The 13,640-nt window shown below is 72.3% G+C and carries 10 protein-coding genes; 4 read left to right on the top strand and 6 right to left on the bottom strand.

The features are described from left to right. The first annotated feature begins 21 nt into the window (after positions 1-21). Both IE237_RS16595 and IE237_RS16600 read left to right on the top strand, forming a co-directional pair. Positions 22-828: a LysR family substrate-binding domain-containing protein gene (locus IE237_RS16595; protein ID WP_189802732.1), complete on the top strand. Its 807-nt coding sequence runs from the start codon at positions 22-24 to the stop codon at positions 826-828. 89 nt (positions 829-917) lie between these two features. Beyond that, a complete protein-coding gene (locus IE237_RS16600; RefSeq protein WP_189802733.1) occupies positions 918-1,496 on the top strand; it encodes a Type-2Aa cytolytic delta-endotoxin in 579 nt (192 codons plus the stop codon). Positions 1,497-1,592: 96 nt separating this feature from the next. Here IE237_RS16600 and IE237_RS16605 read toward each other — a convergent pair whose 3' ends face one another. From IE237_RS16605 to IE237_RS16620, 4 genes are all read right to left on the bottom strand, one after another. Then, entirely contained in the window at positions 1,593-3,254 is a 1,662-nt protein-coding gene (locus IE237_RS16605; RefSeq protein ID WP_189802734.1) for an FAD-dependent oxidoreductase, read from the bottom strand. A 37-nt stretch (positions 3,255-3,291) separates the two neighbouring features. Next, the gene (locus IE237_RS16610; RefSeq protein ID WP_189802735.1) at positions 3,292-4,194 is read right to left on the bottom strand and encodes an AurF N-oxygenase family protein; all 903 of its coding nucleotides are present in this window, start codon (positions 4,192-4,194) and stop codon (positions 3,292-3,294) included. A gap of 211 nt (positions 4,195-4,405) precedes the next feature. Then, a complete protein-coding gene (locus tag IE237_RS16615; protein WP_189802736.1) occupies positions 4,406-6,172 on the bottom strand; it encodes a S8 family serine peptidase in 1,767 nt (588 codons plus the stop codon). A 236-nt stretch (positions 6,173-6,408) separates the two neighbouring features. Beyond that, on the bottom strand, positions 6,409-9,387 hold the full coding sequence (locus IE237_RS16620) for a carbohydrate binding domain-containing protein (protein WP_189802737.1): 2,979 nt from the start codon (positions 9,385-9,387) through the stop codon (positions 6,409-6,411). Between the two features lie 212 nt (positions 9,388-9,599). On the opposite strand from IE237_RS16620, the gene IE237_RS16625 reads away from it, so the two are divergent. Continuing rightward, complete coding sequence (locus IE237_RS16625) at positions 9,600-9,968, top strand: YrdB family protein (protein ID WP_189802738.1); 369 nt, start codon at positions 9,600-9,602, stop codon at positions 9,966-9,968. 18 nt (positions 9,969-9,986) lie between these two features. Here IE237_RS16625 and IE237_RS16630 read toward each other — a convergent pair whose 3' ends face one another. Beyond that, entirely contained in the window at positions 9,987-10,442 is a 456-nt protein-coding gene (locus IE237_RS16630) for a MarR family winged helix-turn-helix transcriptional regulator (RefSeq protein WP_189802739.1), read from the bottom strand. A gap of 121 nt (positions 10,443-10,563) precedes the next feature. Here IE237_RS16630 and IE237_RS16635 point away from each other — a divergent pair, with 121 nt between their 5' ends. Further along, positions 10,564-12,033 (top strand): MFS transporter, encoded by a 1,470-nt coding sequence (locus IE237_RS16635; protein WP_189802740.1) that lies wholly within the window; start codon positions 10,564-10,566, stop codon positions 12,031-12,033. Between the two features lie 285 nt (positions 12,034-12,318). Here the strand turns inward: IE237_RS16635 and IE237_RS16640 are convergent, their stop codons facing one another. Continuing rightward, a complete protein-coding gene (locus IE237_RS16640; protein ID WP_189802741.1) occupies positions 12,319-13,458 on the bottom strand; it encodes an Lrp/AsnC family transcriptional regulator in 1,140 nt (379 codons plus the stop codon). Positions 13,459-13,640: the final 182 nt, after the last annotated feature.

Below are 13,640 nucleotides of genomic sequence, written 5' to 3' on the forward strand. Positions count from 1 at the left end.
GGCTACCGGTAACCTGGCGGGGTGACAGGCTCGGACGCTTCCCCCGCGGATACCCCCACTTCCCCCTCCTCCTTCCGGCTCGCCTACGTGCCGGGGGCGACCCCCGCGAAGTGGGTGCGGATCTGGAACGAGCGCCTGCCCGACGTGCCCCTGACGCTGCACGCCGTGACACCGGCCGAGGCCTTCGGCGCGCTCCGGGAGGGCGTCGTGGACGCGGGTCTCGTGCGGCTGCCCGTCGACCGGGACGACCTCAGCGCGATCCCGCTCTACACGGAGACGACCGTCGTCGTCATCCCCAAGGACCATCTGTTCGCGGCGGTGGAGGAGGTGTCGGCCGAGGACCTCGCCGAGGAGCTCGTCCTGCACCCGCTCGACGACACCCTCGGCTGGGAGCGGCCGCCGGGCCGCCCGGCGATGGAGCGCCCCGAGACGACGGCCGACGCGATCGAGCTGGTCGCCGCGGGCGTCGGCGTCCTCGCCGTCCCCCAGTCGCTGGCCCGTCTGCACCACCGCAAGGACCTCACCTACCGGACCCTCGTCGGCGTCCCGCAGTCGCGGGTGGCCCTGTCGTGGCCGGCCGCGGACGAGGCGCCCGACCTGGTGGAGGAGTTCATCGGCATCGTGCGCGGCCGCACCGTGAACAGCACCCGGGGCCGCCGGGCCGAGGAGAAGAAGGGCCAGAAGCAGCCCAGGGAGCAGCGGCCCGCGAAGCCGGCGCGCTCCGGGAAGCCGGCCGCCGGCTCCCGCACCTCCGGCCGTCCCCCGGCGTCCCGCAAGGGCGGCGGAGGCTCCGGCCGGAGCGGGAAGCCGCGCCGCGGCCGGGGCTGAGCCGTCCGCACGGCGGACGCCCGGCGCCCGGCCCCCGGCGGCTCGGCATACTGACCCCTCCTGATCACCGAGATCACGCAGGAGGAGCTTTGGCCGCCAGTTTCAGGACCGTCGTCGAGGTGGGACCGGACCACCTCGCGCAGGCCCGGTCCATCGACCGGGTGTTCCAGGAGGCGATCGCCCCGGCGACCGTCAACTTCGACTTCGAGGCGATCCACCGGGCGGCCTCGGCCGTCCCGGACAGCGATGTCGTGAGGATGGTCCGGGGCTGGGGGCTCCAGGAACACGCCCCCGTCCTCGTCATGGTCCTCTCCCTCAAGGAGGCCGTCCGCCAGGCCCTGCCGCCGGAGTGCGCGGAGGCCGGATTCTGGGCCACGGTCGAGCGGGAGCTCGTCCAGGCCTTCACCGGGCTCGCCGCGCAGGAGGGGCAGCCAGGACTCTCCTTCTACGAGGAGTCCGGGGACCGCACCCGCTTCTACCGGGACCTCTTCTTCGCCCTCCAGGACGAGGAGACGGGGGACCACATGTACGCCCTGGCGTTCTGCGTCGACGTGACCGTCGAGCTGCCGAAGGCCGAGGTGCTGGCGCTCGACCTGACCGACATCGTGCCCTTCACGGTGCGGCTCAACGCGATCGTGGTCCGACAGGCCCTGAGCGTCTCCGTCTGACCCGCTTCCCGCCGTACGGCCGACCCTGACGGTCGACCCGTACCGGCTCCCTACCGGCCCGCCGTCCCGGGCCGGATCCGAGGAGCGCGCGACCGCTCAGTCCCGCAGGCGCAGCCTGCCGCCCCGAGCCGCCGCGACGAGCTCCGGCACCGTGGCGAGCTTGACCCGGGGACGCCCCGCGTCCCGGCCCCGCGCCCGCTCGGCCCGGTCGATGGAGGCGAGACCGCGCGCGTCGACGAGCCCCCGTCCGCTGCGGCTCCGTGCGAGCCGGCGGAACGCGTGGGAGGTGCCCGTCGGTTGCGGCAGCGCCCCCGCGACCGCGTCCGCGAGCAGCGTCCCGACCGTCTCCTCCGCGCAGGCCCGGTTGGCGCCGATGCCCCCGGAGGGCCCGCGCTTGATCCAGCCGACGACATAGCTGCCCGGCAGCCCCGCCACCCGGCCGGCCTCGTGCGGCACCGTCCCGGTCGCCTCGTCGAACGGCAGCCCCGCGAGCGGCACACCGCGGTAGCCGATGGCGCGGACGAGGAGTCCCGCCCCGATCTCCGTACCGGACGCTGTCCCGTCCTCCGTCACCCGGACCGCCCGCACGGCGCCGTCGCCGAGGGCCTCGACCGGGGCGGAGTGGAAGCGCAGCACGATCCGGCGCCGGTCCGGCGCGGGGGTCCGCGTCCAGTCCACCGTCTCCCGCGCCACGCCGTGCAGGAGTCCGGCCTTCGTCCCGGGCCCGGCGGCGTCGATCGCCGCGCCGGTGCGCGGGTCGCGGTCGTCGACGACGAGGTCGACGCCGGGCAGGTGCTTCAGGGCGAGCAGTTCGGAGGTGGTGTACGCGGCGTGCTCGGGACCCCGGCGGCCGAGGAGCACCACCTCGCGGACCCGCGCGTCGCGCAGGGCGGCGAGGGCGTGGTCGGCGATGTCCGTGCGGGCGAGGGTGTCGGTGTCCGTGACGAGGACGCGGGCGACGTCGAGCGCCACGTTGCCGTTGCCGACCACGACGACCCGCTCGGCGGAGGGCCGGACCGCGTCCGGGCCGGTCTCGGGATGCGCGTTGTACCAGGAGACGACGGAGGTCGCCGAGACGCTGCCCGGCAGGTCCTCGCCGGGGATGCCGAGGCGCCGGTCGGAGGGCGCGCCCACCGCGTAGATCACCGCGTCGTGGTGCGCGGCGAGTTCCTCGGGGGTGACGTCCGTGCCGATCTCGACACCGAGCCGCATGCGGACCCGGGGGTGGGCGTGGAAGCGGGCGAAGGTCTCCCCGGCTCCCTTGGTCGCCGGGTGGTCCGGGGCCACGCCGTACCGGACGAGACCGCCGGCGACGGGGAGCCGGTCGATCAGGGTCACCTCGGCATTGGTGTGCAGGAGGAGGTCCTCGGCGGCGTACATGCCGGCCGGTCCCGTGCCGACGACCGCGACGCGGATCGCGGCGAAGTCGGAGGGGAGGGAGCGGGTGAAGGCGGGTTCGCCCCAGGGGTGGAAGGTGGGCGAGGCGAGGACCGGAGCCGGCTCGCGGTCGGCGTAGTAGGCGGCGTTGATCCCCTCGTACTCCCGCAGCCGTGCGGTGAGCCGGTCGACGGGGAAGATCGCGTCGACCGGGCAGGCGTCGGCGCAGGCGCCGCAGTCGATGCAGGACCTGGGGTCGATGTACAGCATCTCCGTGGTGCCGAAGTCCGGCTCGTCGGGCGTGGGGTGGATGCAGTTGACCGGGCAGACGGCGACGCACGTGGCGTCGTTGCAGCAGGTCTGGGTGATGGCGTAGGTCATGGCGTCGGCTCAGCTCGGATCCGGGGACGGGGACGGGTCAGACGAGGTGCGCGCGCTGGTAGAAGAAGAGCGCGGGGCGGGTCAGCATCCCGACGTCGGCGAGGAACTCCATCAGTCCGGCGCAGCTGGCCCGGAGCCGTGCCTTGTAGTGCTCGTTGGCCGCGGCCTCGCGGCGGGCGCGCTCGGGGTCGAGCCCGGCCCGGACGTACACCTCCGGGTTCACCAGGCTGGTGATGATGTAGTACGCGGCGATGGCGACGACGAGCGCCTGGAAGTGGCGGCGCGCCCGGCTCGCGCGGGCGAGGTGGCGGCGCGTCTCGTCCCGGGCGAACTTCATGTGCCGGGACTCCTCGACGACATGGATGTTGTTGATGGTGCGGACGAAGGGGACGACCCGCTCGTCGCGCATCCAGTCGCGCTGCATGACGTCGAGGACTTCCTCGGCGACGAGGATCCCGGCGTACGCGGCCTCGCCGAAGCCGACGGTCTTCATGAAGCGTCCGAGCTCCAGCACCGCCCGCTTGGGCTTGTAGGCGGGCGCGCCGAGCTTCTGGGAGCCCCGGGCGAACATGATCGAGTGCCGGCACTCGTCGGCGATCTCGGTGAGGGCCCACTGGAACCGGGGGTCGGTGTGGTCCATGAGGTAGATGTCGCGGAGCACCATCTGCTGGAGGATCATCTCGAACCAGATGCCGGTGCTGGCGACCGAGGCCGACTCCTGACGGGTCAGCTCCTTGCGCTGTTCCTCGGTCATCTCGTTCCAGTAGGCGGTCCCGTAGAGGCTGTTCCACTCCGGGCTCTGGCCGTGGAAGTCCTTGTCGAGCGGGGTGTCCCAGTCGACCTCGGTGGCGGGGTCGTAGGAGAGCTTCGCGGCCGACAGGAGCAGGCGCGCGGCGACGTCGTCGTCTTCGTGGTCCGGGCGGACGGTGCTGCTGGCCATGGTGCGGCTCCTCGGGGTCGCGCGAGCGGCTCGGACGCTTGTTAGACATCGCGTCTAGCAAGCTTGTTAGACGGAACGTATAGCAAGGGCCCCGGGGAGGCCTACCCCTCGGTACGGACTTTCTTCGGCCGGCGTCGCCCCGGGTACGCGAACGGGGCCGGAGCCATGGCGGCTCCGGCCCCGCGAAGGGGTCGCTCTCGGGCGGTAACTGTTAGAAGGTCAGGTTCCAGGCGTCGATCTTGCCCGTGTCCTGGCTCGCGTTGTCGTTCACGCGGAGCTTCCAGACGCCGTTCGCGACCTCCGACGAGGCGTTGACCGTGTACGTCTGGGCGATGTTGTCCGTGCCGCTGCCGGTCCGGTTGTGCAGCGTGTACACGGTGCCGTCCGGAGCCACCAGGTCGACCTTCAGGTCACCGATGTAGGTGTGCTTGATGTCGACGCCCACCCTGAGGGTGGCCGGCGCGTTGCCCGTCACGCCGCTGACCGTGATCGAGCTCTCGACCGTGGCGTTGTCCGCGATCGCGACGTCCGCGAGGTTCTCGAAGTACGCCCCGGGCGGCGGGGTGGAGCCGCCGACGGCCTTCAGGGCGTCGACGCGGCCCTCGCCGAAGAAGCTGTTCTTCGCCGTGGTGCCGGTGCAGCGGGCGTCCGAGGGGCAGGCCAGGTCGGTCGCCTGCTCGCCGAGCTTCGCCCGGATGTCCGCCGGGGTGTACGACGGGTTGGCGCTGGCGAGCAGCGCGGCCACGCCCGCGACGTGCGGGGAGGCCATCGAGGTGCCGCTCAGCGAGGAGTACTTGCCGCCGGGGACGGTGCTGTACACGGACTCGCCGGGGGCCGAGACCTCGATGACGTCACGGCCGAAGTTGGAGAACGAGGCCTTGGAGGTGCCGCTGGTGCCGTTGGCGGCGACCGTGACCACGCCCGGCAGCTCGGCCGGGATGTCGAGGCAGTCGTTGGTGATGGTGCGGGTCACCGGCGTCGAGTCGTTGGGGCTCGACGTGTCGGTGGTCTTGTTGGCCAGGTCGACGTTGGAGTTGCCGGCCGCCGCGACCTGGAGCGAGCCCTTGCCCTCGGCGTACGCCTGGGCGCGTCCCACGCCCTCCAGGATGGCCGCCTGGTCGAGGTTGTTCGGGCAGTTGAACTGCCACGGGTCCGTGTAGTAGCTGTTGTTGGTGACCTTGAAGCCGTGGTCACCGGCCCACACGAGGCCGCAGATGGTGTTCTCCGCGAAGAACAGGGTGCTGCCGGGCTCGGCGATGCGCACCGAGGAGATCTTCACGCCGGGCGCGACGCCGATGGCGCCCTTGCCGTTCTTGGCGGCCGCGACCGTGCCGGCGACGTGCGTGCCGTGCTGGTCGACGTCGCGCCAGGCCCCGGCGCGGGTGTCGGTCTTGCCGTACGCGCAGGAGACCGAGTCGGCGGCGTTGAAGTTCGGCGCCAGGTCCTGGTGCTGGTCGTCCACGCCCGTGTCCAGGATGCCGACCTTGACCGAGGCGGAGCCCGGGTTGACGGCCCAGGCCTGGTCGGCCTTGATCTGCGTCATGTCCGAGCGGACGGGCTCCGTCGCGGGCGCCGCGGACTGTGCCGGGTTGGCCGGGAGCGCCGGGTTGTAGGCGTCGGCGGGGACGTCGGAGGTACGGGTCGCGCCGACCTTCTGGACGCCGGAGACGCCGCGCATCGTGGCGGCGAAGGAGGCGGAGGTCGAGTGCGCGACGATCACGCCGATCGCGTCGTACGAGGCGAAGACCGAACCGCCGTTGTTCGCGACGGCGGTGCGGACGGCCGTGGTGTCGCCCGGGGTCGTGATGACCAGGTAGGCGCGGGTGCCCGCGGCCCAGGCGGCGGGCGCCGCGGCGACCGAGGGAGCGGTCGCGGTGAACGCCGAGAGCGGCTCGTTGTCGAGCGGGGCGGCCTGGGCGAGGGAGACCGGGCCGGCGAGCGCCAGGCTCGCACCGAGGGCGGTCGCCGCGAGTCTCATGCGGCCGGATATGTGGGAAAACAATGCGTCCTCCGATGACCCGGTGGCGCGGGTGGCGCCGGCCGGGCCCTGTGATGTGTGGGGTGGACGCAAGATCCCAGATGGGCGGGGCGGAAGGAAGCATTCTGTCCGACAAGCCCGTTCGCGTAACAAAATCTTGACTTGAACATGGCGACGAGGGGGTGGATTTCGCTCTTCCACCCCCTCGTCGGCCCCGCCGGGTCCTGCCGGGTCCGCTACTTCAGGTACGGACCGGCCGTGCCGATCCGGCCGGGACCGTTCAGGACGTACACCCGCAGATTGCCCTTGCCGGGTGCGGCGACCGAGAGGGTGCCGTCGGTGACGGTGCGGACGTCGCCGGAGACGGCGTCCGTGTACGTGCCGTTCGGGATGCCCGTGAAGGAGGCGCCGCCCGAGACCGTGACGAGCGCGAAGCTGTCCGTCGAGCCGCTGGTGTAGCGGCGCTTGAACGCCATCCCGCCCGAGACGCCCTCGGTCGAGTACTGGCCGGTCTGCAGCGCGGGGATCGCCCGGCGGATCTGGTTCAGCCGCTGCACGTGCCGGACCAGGGGCTGCTGGAGCGTCGTGGCGACCGCCCCCGAGGCCGAGGAGACCTGGGAGAAGTCGGAGGCCGTGACGGAGCCCGCGACGTGGTCGCCGAAGTAGGCGCGGCCCGTGGTCGCCAGCGGGCAGCTCGGCCCGCAGTCGATCTTCTTCCCCTTCTGGAACTCGATCTCCGAGCCGTAGTACAGCGTCGGGATGCCGCGGAAGGTCCACATCAGGGACATGTTCTCGGCCCAGGCGTCCGTGCCGCCCGCGTACCGCTCGCTCGACTTGTTGGGTCCGTAGTCGTGGCTGTCGACGTAGACGACGTTGTAGGTGGCGTCGTTGTAACTGTCGTCGGAGTCCTTGCCGTTGGAGAAGGCGTTCTGGGCGTCACCGAAGTTCATGTGCATGCGCATGTCGATGACGTTCATGCCGGAGAAGCGGCTGTGGTCGGGGGTGTGGTAGCTGTTCCCGTTCAGGAACGCGTTGGTGGAGGTGGGCTGGTTGCCGGTGCCCTGCTGCTGCTCGTAGTCGTACATCTCCAGAGCGGCCTTCGTGTCGTCGGCGTCGTACTCCTTGCGCTCCTTCCAGGTGTAGAACTGCGCCGAGTGGTTCACCGAGCCGCGGTTCCACTTGTCGTTGACGAAGGCGGCGACCTCGCCGAAGACGAAGAAGTTCTTCGCGGCCTCGGCGCCGTGGCGCTGGGTGACCCGCTCCTGGACGGCGGGCAGGAAGCGGCGGTTCCAGGTGGTGCGCGGGATGTGCACGGCCGTGTCGACGCGGAATCCGTCGACGCCCATGTCGATGTACTTGTCGTAGGCGCCGATCAGGTAGTTCTGGACGGCGGGGTTCTCGGTGTTGAAATCGGCCAGGTCCTCGTGCAGCCAGCAGGAACGGGAGTCCTCGCCCTCCCAGTTGCCGATCCAGCACTGGTGGTAGAGCGCCTTCGGGAACATCCCCGACGTGGGGCTCGGCCACTGGCAGTTGTAGACCGTGTAGCCCTCGGCGCTCTTGCCGCCCGTGGGCTTGCCCCAGTTGACGCAGGTGTTGCCGGTGGGCTCGGCCGTCGACCACAGGTCGCCGTTGTAGTACGACTTGCCGGTCTTCGCGTCGACGGTCAGGCCGTCGTACTCGAAGCCGGGCTGCTTCTCGTCGTAGTACCAGCTCCACTGGCTGTCCCGCACGCCGTACACGGTCGGGACGAAGAGACCCTTCGCGCCCCAGCGGGAGGAGTGGTTGTAGACGACGTCCTGGTAGATCTTCATGCCCTTGGCGTGGGCGGCGTCGATCAGGTCCTGGTAGGAGGCGCCGGCGGACTCCAGGCGCGGGTCGACCTTGTAGAAGTCGTAGCCGTGGTACCCGTGGTAGTCGTAGTCGGACCGGTTGAGGACCACCGGGGTCACCCAGATCGCCGAGAACCCGAGGCCCTTGACGTAGTCCAGCTTCTGGATGAGGCCCTTGAAGTCGCCGCGGAACATGGGGTCGTCGTCGGCCGCGTTGCCGGACTTGACGTGCTGGCTGCCGCCCCGGTCGTTCGACGGGTCGCCGTCGTTGAAGCGGGCGGTGAGGACGAAGTAGATCGGGTCCTTGCGCGGATCGGTGCCGAGCGGCCTGCCGGTCGCGGGCGTGGCCGGCCTGTCGCCGGTGGTGGCGGTCGCGGGGGCCGAGGCGGCGGAGACGTTCCCCGCGGCGTCCACGGCCTTCACCGTGTAGGTGTACGCGGTCCGTTCGGCCAGGTTCGTGTCGGAGAACACCGTGGAGCCGACGTCGGTCACCACGCTGCCGCCGCTGCCGCCGGTCCGTGTGACCTGGTACTTCGTCACGCCCCGGTCGTCGGTGGCCGGGTCCCAGCTCAACAGGACCGAGACGCCGTCGGCGGTGGCGGTCACCCCGCCCGGGGCGGTGGGTGCCTGCGTGTCGGGCGGGGTCGCGGCGCACGGATCGGCGGCGTTCGCCGTCACCACCCGGTTCCGGACGGTGGAGACGCCCGTACCGATCGTGTAGTCGGAGCCGCCGTTGTTGTCCCAGGTCCCGTTGCCGTTGTTGAACGCGGCCTTGAGGGAGGCGGCCGTACCGAGGTCGATCTCCCGCTTCCACCAGCCGGCGCAGGCGGCCTGCATGCCGACGCCCGGGACGGCGGTCCAGGCTCCGCCCGCGGGCTGGTAGTGGATGTTGGCGGTGGACCAGCCGAGCGCCTCGGTGGAGTAGTAGACGGTCGCCTCGGCGGCGGGGGCGGGCGTGGTGCCCGCGCAGGGGTCGGAGTGGGCGACGACCCCGTCCTTGACCGTGATGTTCCCGGTGCCCAGGGCGTAGTTCCTGCCGCCGTTGTTGTCCCAGGTGCCGCTGCCGTCGTTGAAGGTGGCCTGGAGGCCCGCGGCCGTGCCGAGGCTCACGGTCCTCTTGACCCAGTCGGTGCAGGCGGGCTCCATCGCGACGCCGGGCACCGTGGTCCAGGAGCCGCCGTCGGGGGCGTAATGCAGGTTGTGGGCGGCCCAGTTCTTCGTCTTCGTCCAGTAGAAGACCGTCGCGGTGTTCTCCGCGACGGCCGCGGCCGGGGTGGTCCGGGGTGAGGGGTCGTCGGGTGGCGCGGCGAGCAGGCCGAACAGGCCGGCGGCCACGGCCAGGACGGCCACCGGGCGTCCGGGCCGGAGGAGGGGAGTGCGGCTCATCTGAAGCTCCAGGCGGAGGCGCGTCTCCGAACGGGCCGGTGAGGGACGGGGATCGGCATCGTTGGAAACGCAGTCGGAAAGTTTCTGAAACGTCTTGCGTCGGGCGGAAGTTACCGCCGCCGCACCCGGAGGTAAAGACTTCTGACGGAAGCGGCGCACGGCGTCTACGCTCGGGCCGTCCGCGCGCGTGATCGACGTCGAGAGGTTCCCCGGTGAAGCTGCCCGCTCCGCTGCACGTGTTCAACGAGGGGCTGGCGTTCCTGCTGGAGCTCGCCGCCCTGGCCGTACTGGCCTGGTGGGGGTGGGAGAGCGCGGAGAACACGGCGCTCCGCCTGCTGCTCGCGATCGCGGCACCCGGCCTCGCGGCTGTCGTGTGGGGTCTGTTCGCCGCGCCCAGGGCGCGGTTCCCTGTGCCGCTCGCGGGCGTTCTGCTCGTGAAGGCCCTGGTGTTCGGCGCGGCGGCGGTCGCGCTCCACGCCCTCGACCGGCCGGTGTGGGCCGTCTCCTTCGCCGCCGTGGCGCTCGCCAACACCGCCCTGGCGACGGCGGACCGGCGCGCCGCGATGCGTCGCGGCGCGTGAGGTGGGCCAGGGCGAGCCCTAAGGCCGCGGCCAGGGGCGGCCTTCGAGCCGCTCGATGTCGCGGTTGAAGCGTTCGAGGTAGGCGGCGAAGCGGGACACGTCCTCGGGTGACCACTCCTCCATCACCCGCTCCAGGCCCTCGATGTTCGAGGCGCGGTCGGTCTCCAGGCGGCTCTCGCCCTCCTCCGTGATGCGGAACTTGCGGGCGATGCCGCCGTCCGGATCCGGGATGCGCTCCACGACCCCGGCGCGCAGCATCGCGGCGGTCTGCCGGTTGAGGGTGGAGGCGTCGAGGCCGAAGGCCTCGCTGAGCTGCCCGATGGACATCGGCCCGTGCATCCGGATGCGGGTGAGGAGGACGTAGGCGCTGCGGTCGAGCTGGCCGCCGGCCGCCCGGGCGCGGGGCCCGTACAGGTGGGCGTGCCGCCCGAGCAGCATGCTCTCGAACTCGACCAGGTGGGTGGGCTTGTCCATGAGGGCATTCTCTCCTGTCCTGTGACTATGTGCATCCTGCATAACTTGTGCATGCTGCAATTGATGTGCATGATGCATAAGACTGCTCCGGAAAACCGAAGAAAGTACCGAGGGAGAACCCGTGGACGGCTCCAAGCCCGACGCCCGCCCCGGCGGCGTCGTCGGCGTCCTCGCCATGGCCGGCATCGTGGCCGCACTCATGCAGACCCTGGTGGTGCCGCTCATCGGCGACCTCCCGAAACTGCTCGGCACCACCGCCTCCGACGCCTCCTGGGTGATCACCGCCACCCTGCTGGCCGGAGCCGTCGCCACCCCCGTGGCGGGCCGGCTCGGCGACACCCTCGGCAAGCGGCGCGTGCTGCTCGTCTCCGTGATCCCGCTCGTCGCCGGCTCGATCGTCTGCGCGCTCGCCTCCTCCGTCGTCCCGATGATCGTCGGACGCGGACTCCAGGGCCTCGGCATGGGCGTCGTACCCCTCGGCATCAGCCTGCTCCGCGACATCCTGCCGCCCGAGAAGCTCGGCGGCTCCATCGCCCTCATGAGCGCCTCCATGGGCGTCGGCGGCGCCCTCGGCCTGCCCTTCTCCGCCGCCGTCGCCGAGAACGCCAGCTGGCGCGTGCTCTTCTGGGTCGCCGCCGGACTCAGCCTGCTGGTCGGCGTCCTGATCTGGCGCGTCGTCCCCGACGGACGGCGTGCCGCCGCCCCCGGCCGCTTCGACATGCCGGGCGCCCTCGGCCTCGGCGTCGGACTCGTCGCCCTGCTCCTCGCCGTGTCCAAGGGCGCCACCTGGGGCTGGGGCAGCGGCACCACCCTCGGCCTCTTCGCCGTCGCGGCCGTCGTCCTGCTCGGCTGGGGCGCCTGGGAGCTGCGCACCCCCGACCCGCTCGTCGACCTGCGCGTCACCGCCCGCCCGGTCGTCCTGATGACCAACGCGGCCTCGGTCCTGGTCGGCTTCGCCATGTACGCGCAGTCCCTGGTCGTCCCGCAGCTCTTCCAGCTGCCCGAGGCGACCGGGTACGGCCTCGGCCAGTCGATGATGGCCATGGGCCTCTGGATGGCCCCTGCGGGCCTGATGATGATGATCCTGGCGCCCCTCGGCGCCAAGCTCTCGGCCGCCCGCGGCCCCAAGGTCACGCTCTCCGTCGGCGCCCTCGTCATCTCCGTCGGGTACGGCTCCTCCCTCGCCCTCATGGGCTCCACCTGGGGCCTGCTCACCGTGACCCTCATCTGCAACACAGGCGTCGGACTCGCCTACGGGGCCATGCCGGCCCTCATCATGGGCGCGGTGCCGCAGGAGGAGACCGCCTCGGCCAACAGCTTCAACACCCTGATGCGCTCCATCGGCACCTCGGTCTCGGCCGCCGTCATCGGCGTCGTCCTCGCCCAGATGACCACCACCCTCGGCGGCCACGCGCTGCCCTCCGAGGACGGCTTCCGCGTCGCGATGCTCATCGGCTGCGGTGTCGGCCTCGTGGCCGCCGTCGTCGCCGCGCTGATCCCCGCCAAGGCCGCGACCGCGGCCTCCGGCGACGCCCCGGGCGCCGAGCCGGGGACCGGCCCGCGCGCGACCCCGCGGGCCACCACCGCCTGACGGCGGGCGACGACCGGGTCGCGCCGCCGCGGGGTACGTGGGGACGGTCCCGTGGTGGCGCCACCCCGTCCGGCGCGCGGACCGCAGAGGCGCGCGGCCGGACCCCGGAGGGCCCCGCCGGCCACGGAGACGCGGTCGGCGGGGCCCTCTCGGGTGTCCGGGGCCTCGGGTGTCCGGGGCCTCGGCTGTCCGGGGGGCACCGGCGGCCGGGGGCGGCTCCGGCGTCCGTGGGGCGGCACGGGTGGCCGGGGGCACCGGCGTCCGGGGCCCTCCGGCATCCGGCCCTCAGCCGTGGACCGCCGCGAACCCCGCCCTCTTGTAGGTGCGCATCAGCAGCGCCGTCTCCGTCGACGTCACGCCCTCCAGACGGGCGAAGACCCGCGCCGTGAACTCCTGGAAGTCCCGGGTGTCGCGGTGGCTGGAGTACCCGAGCAGGCTCGTCCCGCCGCTCGTGACCACCAGATGGCGCAGGGCCGGTTCCCGCGCGAGCAGCCGGATCGCGGGATCGAGCTCCCGGTGCGGCACCCCGAGCCGGAACCGCGCCTCCACCGGATACCCCAGAACCGCCGGGTCGGCGTGCAGCCGCAGGTGCAGCACGTGCGAGGCCGTCAGCCGGGCCAGGCGCCGCCGCGCCGTCGTCTCGCCGACGCTCAGCTCCCGGGCGAGCCGGGTTGTCGACATACGGGCGTCGCGCCGGAGCAGCTCGACGAGCCGCCGGTCGAGCTCGTCCACGACCGGCGGCTCCGGGAGCGCCGTGCCCTCGATGGCGCGCCGCCGCACGTCCGTGGGCTCGTCGTCGTACGGTGCCCAGTCGCTGGCCGTGAGCAGCAGCCGGAGCACCACCGCCGAGTGGATGTCCACGACCCCGTCGAGCCGGCCGATGACCGTGTCCACGAGGGTGAGCAGCGCGTCGTGACCGGCCGCCTGGAGCTCGACGAACACGTCGAGGGCCCCGGTGGCGATCTCCACGGACCGCGTCTCGTCCAGGGCGGCGAGGGTCAGCGCCACCTCGTGGACGCGGCCCGGCGCACACCGTACGGCGATCTCCGCCGTCACCCCCTCGTACTGGTACTCGGGGATGAGCGCCGCCACGAACGCGACCCGCCCGTCCGCGGTCATCCGCTCCAGGCGCCGCGCGACGGTCCGCTCGTGCGCCCCGACGGCCGCGGCGACCTCGGCGAACGGTGCGCGGGGGTCGCGGTGCAGGACCTTCAGGATCCCGTGGTCCAGCGCGTCCAGGCCGCCGCCGGGCGCGGCACCACCGGCACCCTCGCTCCGTGCACCGGCGACACCGCCACCCGCCGCGACACCGGAACCGCCGCCGGCCGCGATGCCGGCACCCGTCGAGACACCGGAACCGCCGGCCGCGATGCCGGCACCGGCACCGGCACCGCCTCCGTGCCGCGTCGCCCCTTCCGTCGTCATTCCGCCTCCTCTCCCGCCGGCCGCGTGCCCGCCCGATGGCGCCTCGCGCGATCCCCTCGTGCCCGAATCCGCCGTGGACACCCCACCCGTTGCCGCAATCGGCCGTCTTCACGGTCAACTCTTGCCCGAAGTGCGGTTCGCTCGCCACATTGTGGTGCATCTTCCGCCCCCGTGCCCCACCC

The sequence above is a fragment of the Streptomyces tanashiensis genome (assembly GCF_014648895.1).
GTDB lineage: Bacteria > Actinomycetota > Actinomycetes > Streptomycetales > Streptomycetaceae > Streptomyces > Streptomyces tanashiensis.

What these genes read in the sequence shown, in the direction of transcription:
- IE237_RS16605 (WP_189802734.1), bottom strand. Translation starts at nt 3,254, where the DNA reads ATGACCTACGCCATCACCCAGACCTGCTGCAACGACGCCACGTGCGTC.
- IE237_RS16610 (WP_189802735.1), bottom strand. Translation starts at nt 4,194, where the DNA reads ATGGCCAGCAGCACCGTCCGCCCGGACCACGAAGACGACGACGTCGCC.
- IE237_RS16615 (WP_189802736.1), bottom strand. Translation starts at nt 6,172, where the DNA reads ATGAGACTCGCGGCGACCGCCCTCGGTGCGAGCCTGGCGCTCGCCGGC.
- IE237_RS16620 (WP_189802737.1), bottom strand. Translation starts at nt 9,387, where the DNA reads ATGAGCCGCACTCCCCTCCTCCGGCCCGGACGCCCGGTGGCCGTCCTG.
- IE237_RS16630 (WP_189802739.1), bottom strand. Translation starts at nt 10,442, where the DNA reads ATGGACAAGCCCACCCACCTGGTCGAGTTCGAGAGCATGCTGCTCGGG.
- IE237_RS16640 (WP_189802741.1), bottom strand. Translation starts at nt 13,458, where the DNA reads ATGACGACGGAAGGGGCGACGCGGCACGGAGGCGGTGCCGGTGCCGGT.